General features: G+C 56.3%; 17 protein-coding genes. 8 read left to right on the top strand and 9 right to left on the bottom strand.

What is annotated here, in order from left to right:
* Nucleotides 1–37: 37 nt before the first annotated feature.
* Both Q1L34_RS19835 and cscK read right to left on the bottom strand, forming a co-directional pair.
* Nucleotides 38–1,555, bottom strand: coding sequence for a carbohydrate porin (locus Q1L34_RS19835; RefSeq protein ID WP_004859034.1), 1,518 nt, complete (start codon nucleotides 1,553–1,555; stop codon nucleotides 38–40).
* A 165-nt stretch (nucleotides 1,556–1,720) separates the two neighbouring features.
* Nucleotides 1,721–2,644 carry a fructokinase gene (gene cscK / locus Q1L34_RS19830; protein WP_004859037.1) on the bottom strand — a complete coding sequence of 308 codons (924 nt, stop codon included), beginning with the start codon at nucleotides 2,642–2,644 and terminating at the stop codon, nucleotides 1,721–1,723.
* Nucleotides 2,645–2,892: 248 nt separating this feature from the next.
* Between cscK and Q1L34_RS19825 the strand changes: the two genes are divergently transcribed.
* From Q1L34_RS19825 to Q1L34_RS19815, 3 genes are all read left to right on the top strand, one after another.
* Nucleotides 2,893–3,534, top strand: coding sequence for a helix-turn-helix domain-containing protein (locus Q1L34_RS19825; protein ID WP_004859040.1), 642 nt, complete (start codon nucleotides 2,893–2,895; stop codon nucleotides 3,532–3,534).
* A gap of 100 nt (nucleotides 3,535–3,634) precedes the next feature.
* Nucleotides 3,635–4,003 (top strand): DUF3302 domain-containing protein, encoded by a 369-nt coding sequence (locus tag Q1L34_RS19820; RefSeq protein WP_032716811.1) that lies wholly within the window; start codon nucleotides 3,635–3,637, stop codon nucleotides 4,001–4,003.
* Complete coding sequence (locus tag Q1L34_RS19815; RefSeq protein ID WP_088402157.1) at nucleotides 4,003–5,145, top strand: HlyD family secretion protein; 1,143 nt, start codon at nucleotides 4,003–4,005, stop codon at nucleotides 5,143–5,145. Before Q1L34_RS19820 ends, Q1L34_RS19815 begins: the two co-directional genes overlap by 1 nt.
* A 67-nt stretch (nucleotides 5,146–5,212) precedes the next feature.
* Here Q1L34_RS19815 and Q1L34_RS19810 read toward each other — a convergent pair whose 3' ends face one another.
* Genes Q1L34_RS19810 through Q1L34_RS19800 form a run of 3 tightly spaced genes read right to left on the bottom strand, consistent with a single transcriptional unit; the run spans nucleotide 5,213 to nucleotide 8,210 of the window.
* Nucleotides 5,213–6,007, bottom strand: coding sequence for an ABC transporter ATP-binding protein (locus Q1L34_RS19810; RefSeq protein ID WP_044349161.1), 795 nt, complete (start codon nucleotides 6,005–6,007; stop codon nucleotides 5,213–5,215).
* Entirely contained in the window at nucleotides 6,004–7,032 is a 1,029-nt protein-coding gene (locus Q1L34_RS19805; RefSeq protein WP_160873239.1) for a FecCD family ABC transporter permease, read from the bottom strand. The genes Q1L34_RS19810 and Q1L34_RS19805 overlap by 4 nt, the downstream gene beginning before the upstream one ends.
* 59 nt (nucleotides 7,033–7,091) lie before the next feature.
* Nucleotides 7,092–8,210 (bottom strand): ABC transporter substrate-binding protein, encoded by a 1,119-nt coding sequence (locus Q1L34_RS19800; RefSeq protein ID WP_015584968.1) that lies wholly within the window; start codon nucleotides 8,208–8,210, stop codon nucleotides 7,092–7,094.
* 269 nt (nucleotides 8,211–8,479) lie between these two features.
* On the opposite strand from Q1L34_RS19800, the gene Q1L34_RS19795 reads away from it, so the two are divergent.
* The gene (locus Q1L34_RS19795; protein ID WP_015584967.1) at nucleotides 8,480–8,869 is read left to right on the top strand and encodes a hypothetical protein; all 390 of its coding nucleotides are present in this window, start codon (nucleotides 8,480–8,482) and stop codon (nucleotides 8,867–8,869) included.
* Here Q1L34_RS19795 and Q1L34_RS19790 read toward each other — a convergent pair.
* Nucleotides 8,859–9,032 (bottom strand): hypothetical protein, encoded by a 174-nt coding sequence (locus tag Q1L34_RS19790; protein ID WP_155407389.1) that lies wholly within the window; start codon nucleotides 9,030–9,032, stop codon nucleotides 8,859–8,861. The genes Q1L34_RS19795 and Q1L34_RS19790 overlap by 11 nt on opposite strands.
* A gap of 50 nt (nucleotides 9,033–9,082) precedes the next feature.
* Here Q1L34_RS19790 and Q1L34_RS19785 point away from each other — a divergent pair, with 50 nt between their 5' ends.
* Complete coding sequence (locus Q1L34_RS19785) at nucleotides 9,083–9,598, top strand: RcnB family protein (protein ID WP_004859066.1); 516 nt, start codon at nucleotides 9,083–9,085, stop codon at nucleotides 9,596–9,598.
* Nucleotides 9,599–9,697: 99 nt separating this feature from the next.
* Here Q1L34_RS19785 and Q1L34_RS19780 read toward each other — a convergent pair whose 3' ends face one another.
* Entirely contained in the window at nucleotides 9,698–10,288 is a 591-nt protein-coding gene (locus Q1L34_RS19780) for a lipid-binding SYLF domain-containing protein (RefSeq protein WP_004859069.1), read from the bottom strand.
* A 571-nt stretch (nucleotides 10,289–10,859) separates the two neighbouring features.
* Here Q1L34_RS19780 and Q1L34_RS19775 point away from each other — a divergent pair.
* The 3 genes from Q1L34_RS19775 to Q1L34_RS19765 all read left to right on the top strand — a co-directional run bounded on the left by Q1L34_RS19775 (nucleotide 10,860) and on the right by Q1L34_RS19765 (nucleotide 13,920).
* On the top strand, nucleotides 10,860–12,038 hold the full coding sequence (locus Q1L34_RS19775; protein WP_015584965.1) for a M20 aminoacylase family protein: 1,179 nt from the start codon (nucleotides 10,860–10,862) through the stop codon (nucleotides 12,036–12,038).
* A 19-nt stretch (nucleotides 12,039–12,057) separates the two neighbouring features.
* Nucleotides 12,058–12,834 (top strand): ABC transporter substrate-binding protein, encoded by a 777-nt coding sequence (locus tag Q1L34_RS19770; RefSeq protein ID WP_004859075.1) that lies wholly within the window; start codon nucleotides 12,058–12,060, stop codon nucleotides 12,832–12,834.
* A gap of 132 nt (nucleotides 12,835–12,966) precedes the next feature.
* Nucleotides 12,967–13,920: an aldo/keto reductase gene (locus Q1L34_RS19765; RefSeq protein WP_004859079.1), complete on the top strand. Its 954-nt coding sequence runs from the start codon at nucleotides 12,967–12,969 to the stop codon at nucleotides 13,918–13,920.
* A gap of 38 nt (nucleotides 13,921–13,958) precedes the next feature.
* Here Q1L34_RS19765 and Q1L34_RS19760 read toward each other — a convergent pair whose 3' ends face one another.
* Nucleotides 13,959–14,750, bottom strand: coding sequence for a MoaF C-terminal domain-containing protein (locus Q1L34_RS19760; protein ID WP_151333911.1), 792 nt, complete (start codon nucleotides 14,748–14,750; stop codon nucleotides 13,959–13,961).
* Between the two features lie 25 nt (nucleotides 14,751–14,775).
* The gene (locus Q1L34_RS19755; protein ID WP_044349154.1) at nucleotides 14,776–15,552 is read right to left on the bottom strand and encodes an SDR family NAD(P)-dependent oxidoreductase; all 777 of its coding nucleotides are present in this window, start codon (nucleotides 15,550–15,552) and stop codon (nucleotides 14,776–14,778) included.
* Nucleotides 15,553–15,563 lie beyond the last annotated feature (11 nt).

Raw genomic sequence — 15,563 nt, 5'->3', positions numbered from 1 at the left:
CCGCCGCCCCGGTGTTTCTGGCATCAGGCGCTAACCGTCAGAACCAGGTTTCCATTTGCATACCGAACGACCATTCACCGCCTGATTTAAAACCGCTGCTGCCTAAGGCATCATCGCTGGCGTAATTATCCAGTTTTTTGCTCCAGTCCATCCACGAGGTGTAGAGACGGATCTCCGGACGGCTGAAGAAATCGCCAATGCTACCGACCTTAAAGGTGGGGGCGAAGGTGAGTTTATAGAAACTTCCGTTCACCGCATGGCGGTCGTTGTAGCCTTCGGGTTTGAGATCCATGTACTGGTAGGTGCCTTCGTAAGCAAGGGCGAAGTTCTGAGTGATCTCCTGAATCAGACGCAGGTTGAGCGTCGCCCACTGGTAGCTGTCGCCATCGACATAGCGATCTTTACTGCTCTGCGCCAGCACCGCCGGGGCGATAAACCAGTTCTCGCTGAGCGGCGTGGTGCCGTAGCTGGCGAAGCGCCAGGTATTTGCTCCCGGGCGCAACCCGCCGTCGGAACCGACGCCTTTCACTTCGGCACCCAGCCCGTGGCCATAGAGCAGGGCCGTTTTGCTGGTCCCTTCACGCAGGCCGTAAAAGCTGTCGTTGTGCAGACCGAGCAGCGTATGTACCCCGGTATTTGCCGCATCGCCTTTGACCAGATTACCGTTGGTATCTTTGCGCTCATCATTATCTTTCGCCCGCATCCCGCTGACCATCACCTGCACCGGGCCGATGAAGTTATTCATGCTGAGGATGTAGTTCTGCACGCTATTGCTTGAATCATCAATATCGCCGAAGTTGCGCCCGTATAAAGAGAAGTTACTCCGCAGGCTGTCGTTCCACTTCACGTCGTAAATACCGCCGCCGGTCCCGGCGAGGAATACCACGTCGGAGTCGACCCAGTGAATGTCAAAGTTGTCGCGGTCGAAACGTTTCCCGGCCCACAGGGTTGAACCTTTGAAGGGACCCTCGAAGGTGGGCAGATTACCCAGCTCGACGAAAGCCTGGCGCACGTTCAAATCGCTGCTGCTTGCCGTCCAGTCGTTGTAGGTGGTTTGGCCGTCGGCCACCATCACCTTGAAGCGCGTCGTTGCCCCGTTATCCAGGGTCTGCTTATGTTCGAGGTTCATTTCGACATAGGTGTCGGCCTGGTTCCCCAGACGGCCGATGGCCCCGCCGGTTTCCCCCGCCGGTGTCATATAGGCGCCGGATTTGGTACTGGCGGCGGAGTCGTTCATGATTACGCCGGAGCGGGCGTAGCCGTGGAACTCAAACCCGCTTTTCTCGTCGGCTTTTTTCTCCAGCTGGGCGGTGCGCTGGGCTACCTGCTGGGTGTTGTCCTGGGTTTTTTGCTGCTGGGTGGTGAGCTGCTCGACTTTCTTCTCCGCCGACTCGGCGCGGTTTTCCGCGGTCTGTGCCCGGTTTTCGGCATCCTGCAGACGTTTTTCCAGGGCGATCAAACGGGCTTCGATACTGCTGAGGTCCGTTTGTGCATGAGCTGAGGCCGCGCCGGTGAGCAAAGTAATAACAACCGCGAGTGTGCTTTTTTTATACATGTAGGTCGCATCCCAAACGTAAAATTGACATTATTGTGTTTTTGCTAAACCGGTTTAGGCGCTATGTTAAACATGACCTTTAACATCTGTGAATATAAATTGCTAAACCGATTTAATAAATGTGATGGATGCAACAAAGTGGGCCGCCAGAGCAGCCCGAAAGGATCAAAATGAGAGGTTAAGATCGTGCTGGTAGGGAAGGGCGGTCATCGCCCCTTTGGCGGTAGTGGCCAGCGCTCCGCAGGTTTGCGCCTGCATGATTGCCGGTTCCAGCGCCGCGGGATCCGTTGGCATTCCCTTCGCGGCAAGACTGGCAAGCAGCCCGGCGACAAACGCATCGCCTGCGCCGGTCGTATCGACGCTGACCACCGGCTGCGCGGAGAAGTGGGTTAACTGCTGCTGAAAAGCGGTGAGCACCCCGGCTTTACCCTGAGTGACCAGCAGAAGTTCAGGCTGGTAGCGTTGGGTCAGGGCGGTTATCCCTTCGACTAAATCGTCTCTGCCGCTGATTAACGCCAGCTCTTCTTCGGACAGTTTTACCACGTTTGCCAGACGCAGCGCGCGATCGAGACAGGCATGCAGCAGCTCCGGGTCCTGCCAGAGATCCGCGCGGATATTGGGGTCAAAGCTGACCCGACCGCCGGCTAATTTTATTCTCTCCATCGCCGCGAAGGTTGTGCTGCGGCTGGGTTCGGCGCTGAGCGCGATGGAGCAGACGTGCAGCCATTCGTTGGCGGCGAAGGGCGGAAGATCTTCCGGCTGTAAAAACAGATCCGCGCTGGGGCGTACCATAAAGGTAAAGGTTCTTTCCCCTTCGCCATCGAGATCGACCACCACGGTAGAGGTCCGGTGCTGCGGATCGCAGCGCATGTAGCGGGTATCCACCTGTTCCTCGCGCAGAGTTTGCTGCATAAAGCGGCCAAAAGGATCGTCGCCGACGCGGCCGATAAACCCGCTGTTGCCACCCAGGCGGGCGATACCTACCGCCACATTGGCCGGTGCGCCGCCGGGACACTGCAACAGGCGACCGCCGCTTTCCGGCAGCAGGTCCACTACCGCATCCCCAAGCACCCAAACTTTTGCATTCATACTGTTTTCACCTCAATGCTAAACTTAATTAAACCGGTTTAGCTTATTTAAGCATAGCCCGCCGATGAACGAAACGCTGCGATCGATAAAGTGAGAAGCAGGACAAAAAACGGCGTGACGGAAGCGGGGAGCATCGTTCCCGGAGGCAGAACTCCAGCTGTGGACTTTTACTGCCTGGTGTTCTTCGCTATATTTTGTGAAGCAATGATTTGCCCACTGCCGGCGAGCGAGGGAGAGCGTATTTAAAGATGGTGAGTCGTTTTGGCAATATTCACGCTTTTTACCAGTCGCTGGAGCTGACAAGCCATCTGCCAGAGGTTATTGCCTGCGGTGAAGATCTTGAGCTGGCCAGCGGCGAGCGTTTCCAGCCCGCAGAAGGGTTCATCTACTTTTTGCGGCAAGGGCAGGTGACCCTTGCCGTAGATGATGAGCAAAATCTGCTGGGTATTGTTATTGAAAATATGCCGCTGGGCCTGCTGGAGCACTATTGTCCGTCGGCCAGATTCTTCTACCGCTGCCAGGAAAATTGTCGCTTTAGCAAAATTGCCGCCAGCGATTTTGAACGTATTTTTTATCATTCGTCGCCGCAGTACATGAAAGAGCTGACGACGATTCTGGTTTATATGGGCATCTTCGTACTGGATGTCAGCAATGAAAGAGGCAATCTGTCGGGGTTTCAGACCATCAAGTCGATGCTCTTTCGCTATCTGTACCGCCGCGAAATTGATACCGGCAAGCGCGAAAGTTTGTCCGCTTTTATTATCAAACGAACGAATCTTTCAAGAAGCTATGTCTATCAGGTGCTGGCGGCGCTGAAAGAGGGGGGATATATTACGGTGAAAAAAGGGCAGCTTATTTCCATTGACCGGAAAATCCCTGAAAAATTCTGATTAATACTCGCATGGAAAATTATTTTTAATTATTTCCCCGGCGTCGTGACGCCTTCATTCCGCTTACGGCTTAATTTAATTATCTCTCTGGAGTTATTCTATGACCCTGGATTATGTTGCATTGGCTATCCTCGTTGCGGTAGTCCTGATCCTGTTTTACGGGGTAATTGTGATTCACGATATCCCCTATGAAATTGCTAAAAAAAGAAATCATCCGCATCAGGATGCGATCCATTACGCCGGATGGGTGAGCCTGTTTACACTGCATATCCTGTGGCCGCTGCTGTGGATTTGGGCCACTCTGTGGCGTGAAGACCGCGGCTGGGGGATGCAAAAAATGGCGCAAGAACAGAGCGACCTGCATCATCGCCTGGAACAGGCCTGCACTCGTCTGGACACCCTTCAGCAGGAATTAAATGCGGTGAAACAGCGTGCCGCAGTCAATATAAATAATAAAGGGGCTGAATAATGGAAACGTTGCTGCTCCTGTGTTATGCCGCATTAAGTATTGCGATATTTAAAATTTTCCGTATTCCGCTGAATAAATGGACGGTGCCTACCGCCGTATTAGGTGGGGTGGTACTGATTGGCGCATTAATTCTGGGAATGAACTATAACTTCCCCTACACCGATATAGGTAAACAGGTCTTTCGCACGGTGCCTGTTGTCTCGCAAACGCGCGGCCGGGTGATGAGCGTGCCGGTGCAGCCGAATCAAATGCTGCACAAGGGGGACGTCTTGTTCACCCTCGACCCGACGCCCTTTCAGGCGCAGGTTGATGATTTGACAGCGCAGGTCAAAGCGGCCAGCCAGGATGCGCTGTCGCTCAACGCCGCTCTCAACAGTGCCCAGGCCGATCTCCAAAAAGCGGTAGCGTTGCGCGATCGGGCGCAGCGGGAATATGCTCGCTTCCAGGCGGGCCACGACAAAGGCGCATTTTCAGATCAGATGGTGGATACCCGCCGTCAGAGCTGGAAGGCCGATGAAGCCGCGGTCGCCGCTGCTCAGGCGAGCGTAGTTCAGGCGCACAATAACCTGAATTCGGTGGTCAACGGCGAAAACACCAAAGTCGCCTCGCTGCTTGCGCAGCTGCGCGCGGCGGAGTTTAAACTGGAAAATACCGTCGTTCGCGCCCCGTCAGATGGCTACGTCAGCACCGTCGGTTTACGCCCCGGGACGATGTCGACAGCCCTCGGTCTGAAGCCGGTGATGACCTTTGTCCCGACGGGAGAAGCGGACAAACGTGAGTTCGTGGCGGCCTTCCGCCAGAATTCGTTGCAGCGTCTGGAAAAAGGCGAGCAGGCCGAGCTCCTGTTCCCGGCGGTACCGGGGACGGTATTTCACGCCGAGGTGGCCGAGGTGCTGCCGGCGATTGGCGAGAGTCAGTTTCAGGGACAGGGGACATTGCTGACAACTCGCGATCTGGATACCCGCGGTCGGGCGCTGGTGGTCTTCCGGGTGACGGATACGCGGCTACAAAACTACCATCTGCCGCAGGGAACCGATGTTGAAGCGGCGGTTTACTCCGGCCATTTAGAGCACCTGTCGCTAATCAGGAAGATCCTGATCCGCATGAAAAGCTGGGAAAACTACCTTTATCTCGATCATTAACCTGTCGTTTGCGTACGCCGTTAAGCGGGCGCTGGTCGGGCAACTCACGTGCCTGGCCAGCGTCTTATCATCCCTCTGCCAGACCGTCGATAATCACCTGCATTATCCCCTGAGAACAGGGTTCAATCCGGCCGCGCACGCCATAGACCGACGCAAGTATCTCCGGCGTAATCACCTGCGACGGCGCGCCGTCGGCCAGCAGCTGGCCTTCCTTCAGCATCAGCACATGATCGGCATGGCGCAACGCAATATTAATATCATGTACCACCACCAGGGTGATGATATTGCGCCGGCGGGTCTCCTGGCGTACCAGGTCCATCACGTGAAACTGGTAGTTCAAATCCAGCGCGCTGAGCGGTTCATCCAGCAGGAGTAATGACGGCTGGCGGATAAGCGACTGGGCCAGGCCGACGAGCTGTTTTTGCCCGCCGGAAAGCTGGTCCAGGTAGCTTAACGCCAGATGTGCAATACCCAGCTGGCGCAGCAGGGACATGACTTCCGCCTCGCTATCAGAACGTTCGCCTCCGGCAGCGTGCCGGGCGACGATAATTGACTCCAGCACGTGCAGATGCACGCCTGCAGGCAGCGTTTGCGGTAGATAGACCACTTTTTCTGCCCGTCTGGCAAACGGTAGCGTCAGCAGGTTTTCTCCGGCCAGTGACAGTTCCCCCGTCGACGGGCCGAGGCCCGCCATCGCCCGCATTAGCGTCGATTTCCCGCTGCCGTTGGGACCCAGAAGCGCCGTGATTTTACCGCACGGTAGATGAGGGACAGTCAGATCGTGAATGACCTGACGTTTCGGATAACCGGCGTTGAAATGGCCGAGCGCCAGTCCCGATTCCGCTGGGGTGTGCAGGCTCATACGTTCCCCCGATGGCGTAAAATAATGCTCAGGAAGAAGGGAACACCGACCAGCGAGGTGACTATCCCTACCGGGATGATCGCGCCGGGCAGCAGATTCTTCGACGCCACCGAGGCGAGCGATAGCACCAGCGCGCCAATAAAGGCGCTGGCGGGCAGATAAAAGCGGTGATCCTCACCAAAAACCAGGCGCGCAATGTGCGGTGCGACGAGGCCAATAAAGCCGATTGGGCCAACGAAGGCCACCGACAGCGCCGATAAGATGCTAATGCGCAAAAGCGTGGTCAGACGCAGACGACGGACGTTGATGCCAAAACTCATCGCCCGATCTTCGCCGAGGCGCAGCGCGGTTAGCTTCCACGCATTCAGCATGGAAAGTGGCATCACGACCGCCAGGACGGCAAATAAAATCCCCACTTTTTGCCAGGAGGCGCGATCGATACTGCCCATGGTCCAGAACACCAGGCCCTGTAGCGTGTCCTCATTGGCAACAAACTGCAGCATCGATACCAGGGCGTTAAAGGTAAATACCAGCGCGATACCAAATAAGATGACCCCGGAAGTGGCGACCTGGGTCCAGCGGGTGATGCCGTCCAGCAGCAGGGCGGCCAGTAGGGCGAACAGAAACGCGTTTGCGGAGGTAAACCACTGGTTGGGAATGCCGGGAAGGCCAATCCCCAGCACGATGGCCAGCGCTGCGCCGAACGCCGCCGCTGAGGAGACGCCGAGTGTAAAAGGGCTGGCGAGCGGATTGTTGAGGATCGTTTGCATCTCTGCGCCGGCCAGGCCCAGAGCAAGGCCCACCACCACTGCCATCAGCGCGTAGGGCATACGAATATCCCAGACAATGACCCGCGTTCCGGCCGCTGCGCTGCCGGGGTTCGTCAGGGTTTGCCATAGGGTATGTAGCGACATGCCTGACGGCCCGAGCACGAAATCGAGTAGCAGCGAGGCGACAATCAGCAGCAACAACAGTAGCATCAATGCGATGCGGCGACGCAGAATTTGGCGATAGTGGGCCATCACGCCGTCGGTACCGGTATTCCGTATGCGGATGCCGGATTCAGTGGTCGAACTCATGCGGGTTACTCACCTTGTTTCCAGGAAAAAACGAACGGCAGGTCTGGCAGGGAGGTAAAGCGACGCACGATGTCGTGGTACGTCTCATCGGGATTCAGGGTAGTGAACGCCCGCGGGTAGATATCTTTTGCCAGGTACTCCATGCCGACGATATTCCACGGATGGTTATAGAAATGGTGGTAAACCCCGTAGGCCCGCTTCGCTTTTACCGCCGGGATATCGCTGACGCCGGTTCTCGCCAGCAGCGCTTCACCCTGGGCATTAACCTCCTGCTGGCTGACCTGGTAGCCTAGCGGCAGTACCTGGCTGTTGCCGCGCTTCGAACCTGTCATGATGTAGGCATCGGGCTTCATGCTGATAATTTTTTCCAGCGATACAAATCCGGAGGCGCCGGGAAGCAGCTGGGAGCCAACATTAGTGGCGCCGACGGCTTCCACTAATCCGCCCCAACCGCTGTGCCCGTGGGTAAAGCAGCAGGCGTCGCTATTGCCGGCCAGCGCTTCGACGAAAACCGTGGCTTTTGGGGTGATTGTGGCCGTTTGCTGCTCGATAGCGTGCAGGTGCCGGCGGTAGAAATCGGTATAAGCTTTGGCGTTGCTCTCACGGTTAAGCACCTGACCTAACAGGTCGATGCTGGGGGCGGTATCGCGGGAAGGATTGACTTCATAATCGACAAATAACACCGGAATCTTCAGTGCGGTAAGTTTGCCGATCACCCCGCTTTCGGTCAGCGCCGGCTTTGCGCGCAGCTGTGCAATCATCAGATCGGGCTGGCGGGAGAGGACGCTTTCCAGGTCAACGTTGCCTTTGTCGCTAAAGCCCATATCAAGAATGGCTGCTGACTGCGGCCACTTCTGCTGCAGCATTTTCCAGGTCGCCACGTCCTGCTTTTTCGCCAGGTTGTTCCAGGCCACAACGCGTTGAAACGGGTTGTCCCGATCCAGCAGCGCCAGCGACATGAGATCCCGTCCATCCTGCAGGATGATGCGCTGGGGTTCATGCTGGAGCGTTATCTGACGGCCATCGAGGTCGGTAACCGTGAGGGGATATTGCGTCGCGTAGCTAAGCGCGGGGATCGAGATTAAGGCAGTAAGAATGAGTGAACTTACTGATTTTCTTGCCATAATTTGAGTTCCGTTTGCATATTTATAAATATAATGATTTTGATAATTATTCGCGTATAAAAATAAACGGCAGGTATATGAAAAAGCATTTTCATAAAATGTAACAACTTACTGGAATTTGCTGGTGCATCCTGAATAGCGTGGTGGTAAGACTGAAAAATGGGAAAAATAGACGGCGCTGGTTTTAAGAACTATCCCTAAAGTCATGATCGGAATGTTATGCCATGCTGTTGATGACTCATAACATTAAGCACGTTAGAGAGGAAATGATGAAAAAAGCAATGATTGCGTTATCTGCGATTCTGGTAGCAGCCCCTGTTTTTGCTGCGACAACACACGCAACTGATGATACCGTCGCGGCGGCCCATGAAGGGGCGAATACGGCGAAAGAAAAACTGCACCAGGCCCAGAACGAGGGCGAAGAGCAGAAGCTGAAAGCCGAACACGCGGCGCAAGGTAAAAGCGACAGCGTCGGCAGCCAGGTGAGCGAAGGTGCTCAAAAAACCTGGAATAAGACCAAAGAAGGGACGGAGAAGGGTTGGGATAAGACCAAAGAAGGGACGGAAAAAGGCTGGAATAAGACTAAAGCCGCCACCGAAAAAGGCTGGGATAAAACCAAGCAGGGTGCGGAAGAGCTGAAAAATAAAGTCACCGAATAATTCCGGTAGCGTTGCATAAAATAAGGTCGCGAAAGCGGCCTTTTTTTTGCCCCTCTTTTTGCCCCTCATCGGCAGCGACGGTGATGACGTCGCGGCGACGCCCCTCGCGGCGTTGATAGCGAACGATAATGCCAGGAATTGTCCTGGATATCCTGATACTCACTCTTTCTCCACATTCCGGCGGTAAAAAGGAGGCATATCAGGAGGTGTACAATGAAAAAAATGATTTCTCTGGCCGTTATGTTGTCCTGCGCATTAAGCTCGTTAGCCTGGGCCGACGGCCCGAACGGCAACGGTAACCCAGGCCAACAGCAGGTGTGGCAAAACGGCTCTGGGCACGGTAGTCCGGACGGCAATCGTCAGCAGGGACCGGGTAATAATGGTCCTCAGGGCAACGGCGACAGCCATCGTCAGGGCGCGGATAATCGCGGCTCGGATCGTCACAACCCCGGCGACAATCGCGGCAATAATCATGCACAAGGGAAGTCGCATCAGGAACGTCATGAACAAGACCACTTTGCGTGGAACGGGCATGACTTCCGTAAGGGGCAACCTGCGCCGGAGCGTTATCGCGGGAATGATTATCGGGTCAGCAACTGGAACGATCGCGGCCTGCCGCCGCCTCCGCAGGGGCAGCACTGGTCGTATATTAACGGCAACTATGTCCTGATTGCGGCGGCCACCGGCATCATTACGTCTATTCTGGTGAACGGCGTCCTTTCGCATTAATTTCGCACCGATGCTGCAGGGGCGAATCCGCCCTCGGGCAAACCCTCTCCCGTTCAGGGAGAGGGGATTACCGCCGGGTGACCTGTTATCCCGTGCAATCTATCTTTTATTCAACGCCTCATCCGGCCAGTACTTATAGCCGTTGAGCATCGCCTGAGCGGCCAGCCCTTTCTCGGTAATTTCATAAACGTTCACTTTCGACGGCAGCGAAGAGGTATCCTTTGCGACGCCGCTTGCCGACGCGGCGACCGGCGCGACACCTTTATCATCATATTTCGCCGCGGCATTCGCGTCTGCGCCGACCATATAGCCCTGGGTAATAAAGGTGTGGAGTGCCGCTTTATCGTGGAACACCAGTACGGTGCGCTGCTGCTTCACGCCCATCCCCAGCCCGGCGCCGCCCTGAGCCATTTTCATATAGGTATCTTTGCCGGTGCGGAGATCTTTAACCACGCCGTAACCGCTGCCAAATCCTAATACCAGAATTTTGCTGCTGTTGCTGGCAAATACGGCATAGCCATCGGCGTGCTGGATATCGCTACGGGCTTCCGGGTAGAGAGAATAGAGTTTGCTCAGCGTTTCGCTGCGTATTTTTTGAATACTGGCGCGCTGCTGGCTGGCGGTATCACCCTGGGCGCTACAGCCTGCCAGCGCCAGCGCTGACGCCAGGAAAAGAGCCTGATATTTCATATTTGAGTTCTACGCTATTCTGCGTCCATCTTATGGCGCGCGTTTATTTTTCCGTTGGTTCCGGAGGAGGCGTCGTGAATCATCTTCAGGTATGTCGTGGTGATTTCGCTGCCTGCGCTATCGGCATGCTCGCTGCCCGCAACATGGCGCCTCCTGAAGAAATGCGGGTATTTAATACGCTGATTTAAGCGTGGCGATCGTAGAATAAAAACTCGTTAACAATCCAATAATTAAAAGTTTATATTTAAATTTTGCCTTATTTGTGGGTTATATCACTATTAAAATAAGGTTTATTAGCATGGTGTTGCTGGCCTTTTTTACATTCTGTTGAACGCCTTACTCTTTTTCGCATTGCCGGTAACTTGCTGAATAATCATTAGTAAATGAGATGAAGCGCACGCCGGAAATCAGAAATCTTGCTTGCATTAAACGCTTATCCAGATAAGTTATTGAGTCTGAGATTATTCTTCATACTTCACGTTTTGGGGTTCTGGCATCCCACTTTTCGACAACCGTTTACCTGAAGCCTGAATGAATCAGAATATCTATTTCTTATTTCCCGGAGACCGGCATGAGCAATTTTGTGATTCCAGAAATTAAAGCAGCTGAAGAAGAGATGATTGCGATCCGTCATTATTTACATGCCCATCCGGAATTAAGTCTGGAAGAGTTTAATACCAGCGAGCTGGTGGCGAAAAAACTGGCGGAGTGGGGTTATGCGGTGACCCGCGAGCTGGGGAAAACCGGGCTGGTAGGGTCGCTTACGAAAGGGCATTCATCGCGCACGATCGGGCTGCGCGCCGATATGGACGCACTGCCGATTTTTGAAACCACGGAATTACCCTGGGCCAGCACCGTACCAGGGAAAATGCACGCCTGCGGCCACGACGGTCACACCACTATTCTGCTGGCGGCGGCAAAATATATTGCCTCGCCGGCCTGCCAGTTTAACGGCACGGTGCATGTGATTTTCCAGCCAGCGGAAGAGGCGATTGGCGGCGCAGACCTGATGATAAAAGACGGGTTGTTTGAACGCTTCCCCTGCGATTGCGTGTTTGCGCTGCACAATATGCCGGGACTGCCGGTCGGCAAGCTGGGCTTCTACGCCGGCAACTTTATGGCGTCGGCGGATACCGTCAAGATAACCATTCACGGCTACGGCGGCCACGGCGCCCATCCGGAGCGCGCGGTCGATCCCATTCTCGCCGGCTCGGCGCTGGTGATGGCCCTGCAAAGTATCGTCGCGCGTAACGTGCCGCCGGGGGAAACCGCCGTTGTCACCGTCGGCACCTTCCAGTCGGGCATCGCCTCTAACGTGATCCCGGAAAGCGCGGTGATGGAACTGACCGTGCGGGCGATGAAGCAGGAGGTACGCGACCTGCTGATTAAACGGATTCACGACATCACCGAATTTACCGCCAAAAGCTACGGAGCGACCAGCGAGATTGAGGTCTACGACTCCTACCCGGTGCTGACCAATAGCGTGGAGGAGACCGCGTTCGCCAAAGCATTAGCGACGGAACTCTTTGGTAGCGAACAGGTGCTGGAATCCATTTCGCCGATGAATGCCAGCGAAGATTTTGCCTTTATGCTGCAGGCGCGTCCGGGCTGCTATTTCCTGCTGGGTAACGGCGAGAAGGGCGATAAAGGCGGCTGCATGGTGCATAACCCTGGCTATGACTTTAACGATGACATTATTACCACCGGGGCGTCGTTTTTCGCCCGGTTAGTTGAAACACACTGCCGTTGATCTCTGGAGCTCGTAAATAATGAAAAAATCACTACTGCTGTGGGTCGCGCTGATGGCATCCGCATCGACGCTGGCCGCAGAACAAAAAGAAATTCGTTTTGGCGTCGATCCCACTTTTGCGCCGTTTGAATGGAAAGACCCGCAGGGCAAACTGGCGGGTTTCGATATTGATTTAGGCAACGCCATCTGCCAGCAGCTGCAGGCGAAATGCGTGTGGGTGGAAAGCAACTTCGACGGCATTATTCCGGCGCTGAAGGCGCGTAAATTCGACGCGATTCTCTCCGGCATGTATATGACCGAGAAACGCAAAGAGCAGATTGGCTTTAGCGACAAGCTATATAACGGCCCGGTGTTCCTCGTGGCGCGTAAAAATACGCTGACCGGCAATACGCCGGAGCAGCTCAAAGGCAAAACGATCGGCGTGGAGCAGGGCTCAGCGCAGGAGACTTACGTCAACCAGCACTGGCGTCCGGCGGGAATTAATATCGTGGCCTATCAGGGCGCTGACAGCGTCGTGCGGGATCTGGAGTCCGGGCGTATTGATGGCGCGGTGCTCTCCGGAATGATGGCGGACTACAGCTTCCTGCAGCAGCCGCAGGGCAAAGATTTCGCCTTTGTTGGCGGTCATTTGCAGGACGATAAGCTGTTTGGCGCCGGCGCTGCGATTGGCCTGCGTAAAGAGGACGACGCGCTGCGTCAGGAAATTAACCGCGCGATCGCGCAGATTCTTGCCGACGGAACCTATAAAAAACTGTCGGGTAAATATTTTAGCTTTGACGTCTATTCCGGGACATAATGTTGTGATGCGTCCGGCGGGCACGGATGGGCCCGCCGCAAGATTCCTTTTCTGACTCTCCACTCATAGTTCTTTCCCGCCCCTTGCGGCCTGGCGAAGGATGCAGAATATAAGCGATAAGGAGTGAACGGCATGAATACACGTCCATTGGGCAAAACCGGATTTTCCATCGCGCCGCTGGTCTTCGGCGGCAACGTGTTTGGCTGGACCTGCGATGAAAAAACCAGTTTTGCCATTCTTGATGCTTTTGTCGACCACGGCTTTGACGCCATTGATACCGCTGATGTCTACTCCCGCTGGGCGGATGGCAACCAGGGTGGCGAGTCGGAAACCCTGATTGGCCGCTGGCTGCAGGCGCGTCCGGGGATGCGTGATAAGGTAAAAATCTTCACCAAAGTGGGCTCTGATTTAGGGCTGCCCGGGCAAAAAGGGCTGAAGAAAGCCTGGATCCAGCAGGCCGTGGAAAACTCGCTGCGCCGTCTGAACACCGATTATATCGATCTCTATTTTGCCCACTGGCCGGACCCGGAAACCCCCATTGCCGAGACGTTGAGCGCTTTTCACGCGCTGCAGCAGGCGGGGAAAATTCGCGCGACGGGGGCTTCTAACCTGGATGCCCAGCAGCTTTCCGCGGCGCTGGAAGTGGCGCGGAAAGAGGGGCTGCCGGCCTGGCAGGTGCTGCAACCGGAATACAACCTCTATCACCGCTCCGCTTTTGAGGGGGCGCTGTGCGACCTGTGCATCAGCCGGGAAATAGGCGTCGTCACCTACTACAGCCTCGCCTCCGGCTTCCTGACCGGTAAATACCGTCAACAGGCCGATCTGGCGCAAAGCCAGCGCGGCAGCGGCATCGGGAAATACCTTAATCCGCGCGGAATGCGGATTATCGATACTCTGGAAGAGGTTGCCGCCCAGCATCATGCCAAACCTGGCGAAGTGGCGCTGGCCTGGCTGATGGGCCGGGAAGGGGTGACCGCGCCAATTGCCAGCGCCACCAGCGTGGCTCAGGTTGAGAGCTTTGCTCGTGCCGCTCAGCTGACGCTGAATGCCGCCCAGCTGGCGCGGCTGGAGATTGCCAGCGCCTGACGACGACGTGCCGGAGCCGCCAGGCTCCGGCGCTACGCTCAGGAAGAATGGTTCGTCACATTCAGAATCTGCGCGCTGGCCCCGACCGGGAAATTGCTCAGCGCGGCAAAATCACTTCCCTGATAGCCGAGAATCTTGCCGTCGGTGCGCATCTGCTGCAGATCGATAAGGATCACGCCCAGCGTCGGAATGATTTTCTCGCGCCAGACGAACAGCGTCAGATCGTCCGCCACCTGCACATAGTGACAGCGATCGACATCCGCCAGACCTTTCTCCACACCCTCCAGACACTGCCAGGCATAGAAGTTATCGTTGAGATAAATATGCTCGTAGCGTTCGGTCGGGCTGTAGGTGTACTGGTTACGCATTCCCACCAGCGCGCGGGTGAAGGTCGGTAGCGGTCCCGGCTCGCGGTTCAGTCGGGCAAAATGGAAGCGGGCTTCGACTGCCGTCAGCGGCAGCCCCTGCTCGACGCGGCTGAACGCATCGAGGCGCGCGGCCTGCTCCGTCGGCAGCTGACCGTAGACCAGGGTAGCGTTATTTTGCGTCAGGTTGCACACCGCGCTGATGCTGGCGTTCTCCTTGCCGGGATCGAGAAAATCGATAAACAGTACATCGGGGCGAATGGCGGTCACGCGCCCGGAAACGGGCTGCCCGTCCCAGAGCAGGGCGTGGTCATCGGCCATCGTCAGCTGATGACGGGCGCCGTCGGCCAAATAAAAGGTCAGTGGCTTTCCGCCGGGCAAAGAGGAAACCGGCAGCACGTTGCCGTGAGGCGCAAAGCCGTCCGCAAGCGCGCCGACCTGAATAAATACGGCTTCTGAAGTCATGTGAGATCCTTGTTGTGTAAGAACGTTAAGCAAATGCCAGCGTCGGGACATCAACCGCACTGGCGCCGCCGTCGGCAACCAGCGTCGCACCGCTGATAATCGACGCCTGCGGGGAACAGAGGAACTGGCAGGCGAGCGCAATCTCCTGCGCGCTGGCCGGGCGGCGCAGCGGGACGTCGCGACACACCTGCTGATAGGCCTGCTCAAGGCTGATCCCCTGCGCGTCCATCAGCGGCTGCATCTCCTCATCGGCCATCGGCGTGGTCACCCAGCCGGGGCAAATGGCGTTGGCGCGTACGCCTTGCGGGCCATAGTCCCGCGCGACTGAACGCATCAGGCCCATCACTGCATGTTTGGCGGTGACGTAGCCGCAGGCCTGCGGTCCGGCGGCGAGGGAGGCGATCGAGGCGACAAACAGCACGTTGCCGCGTCGGGCAATCAGCGATGGCAGGCAGGCGCGGACGCTGGCAAACGCGCTGTTGAGATTGCTCTCCAGCGCCGCACGCCACTGCCGGTCGCTGGTCTCCACGACGGCGCCGTTGCCCATGCCGCCCGCGCTACAGATTAAAACGTCGATATGGCCCGCGCGTTCGAGAATCGTCGGCAGCAGATGAGCCTGCCACTCATCGCCGCTGGCGGCATCGCCCGCCAGCGCCACCGCGCCGGTCTCTTCCGCCAGCGCCTGCAAAGGGGCAAGACGGCGGCCGGTAATGAACACCGTCTCGCCCGCCGCCGCCATCAGTCGTGCACAGGCGGCGCCAATCCCGGTGCCACCGCCGGTAATCACTACCACTCTACTCATCGTTTCTCTCC

The organism is Klebsiella ornithinolytica, from assembly GCF_030505655.1.
In the GTDB taxonomy this organism is placed as follows: domain Bacteria; phylum Pseudomonadota; class Gammaproteobacteria; order Enterobacterales; family Enterobacteriaceae; genus Klebsiella; species Klebsiella ornithinolytica.
Note: the sequence above shows the minus strand (reverse complement) of the source record. Positions and strands in the feature narration are given on the sequence as shown.

Bases quoted from the DNA above. Each gene is read 5' to 3' on its own strand.
- Q1L34_RS19835 (WP_004859034.1), bottom strand. From the start codon at position 1,555: ATGTATAAAAAAAGCACACTCGCGGTTGTTATTACTTTGCTCACCGGC.
- cscK (WP_004859037.1), bottom strand. From the start codon at position 2,644: ATGAATGCAAAAGTTTGGGTGCTTGGGGATGCGGTAGTGGACCTGCTG.
- Q1L34_RS19825 (WP_004859040.1), top strand. From the start codon at position 2,893: ATGGTGAGTCGTTTTGGCAATATTCACGCTTTTTACCAGTCGCTGGAG.
- Q1L34_RS19820 (WP_032716811.1), top strand. From the start codon at position 3,635: ATGACCCTGGATTATGTTGCATTGGCTATCCTCGTTGCGGTAGTCCTG.
- Q1L34_RS19815 (WP_088402157.1), top strand. From the start codon at position 4,003: ATGGAAACGTTGCTGCTCCTGTGTTATGCCGCATTAAGTATTGCGATA.
- Q1L34_RS19810 (WP_044349161.1), bottom strand. From the start codon at position 6,007: ATGAGCCTGCACACCCCAGCGGAATCGGGACTGGCGCTCGGCCATTTC.
- Q1L34_RS19800 (WP_015584968.1), bottom strand. From the start codon at position 8,210: ATGGCAAGAAAATCAGTAAGTTCACTCATTCTTACTGCCTTAATCTCG.
- Q1L34_RS19795 (WP_015584967.1), top strand. From the start codon at position 8,480: ATGAAAAAAGCAATGATTGCGTTATCTGCGATTCTGGTAGCAGCCCCT.
- Q1L34_RS19785 (WP_004859066.1), top strand. From the start codon at position 9,083: ATGAAAAAAATGATTTCTCTGGCCGTTATGTTGTCCTGCGCATTAAGC.
- Q1L34_RS19780 (WP_004859069.1), bottom strand. From the start codon at position 10,288: ATGAAATATCAGGCTCTTTTCCTGGCGTCAGCGCTGGCGCTGGCAGGC.
- Q1L34_RS19775 (WP_015584965.1), top strand. From the start codon at position 10,860: ATGAGCAATTTTGTGATTCCAGAAATTAAAGCAGCTGAAGAAGAGATG.
- Q1L34_RS19770 (WP_004859075.1), top strand. From the start codon at position 12,058: ATGAAAAAATCACTACTGCTGTGGGTCGCGCTGATGGCATCCGCATCG.
- Q1L34_RS19765 (WP_004859079.1), top strand. From the start codon at position 12,967: ATGAATACACGTCCATTGGGCAAAACCGGATTTTCCATCGCGCCGCTG.
- Q1L34_RS19760 (WP_151333911.1), bottom strand. From the start codon at position 14,750: ATGACTTCAGAAGCCGTATTTATTCAGGTCGGCGCGCTTGCGGACGGC.
- Q1L34_RS19755 (WP_044349154.1), bottom strand. From the start codon at position 15,552: ATGAGTAGAGTGGTAGTGATTACCGGCGGTGGCACCGGGATTGGCGCC.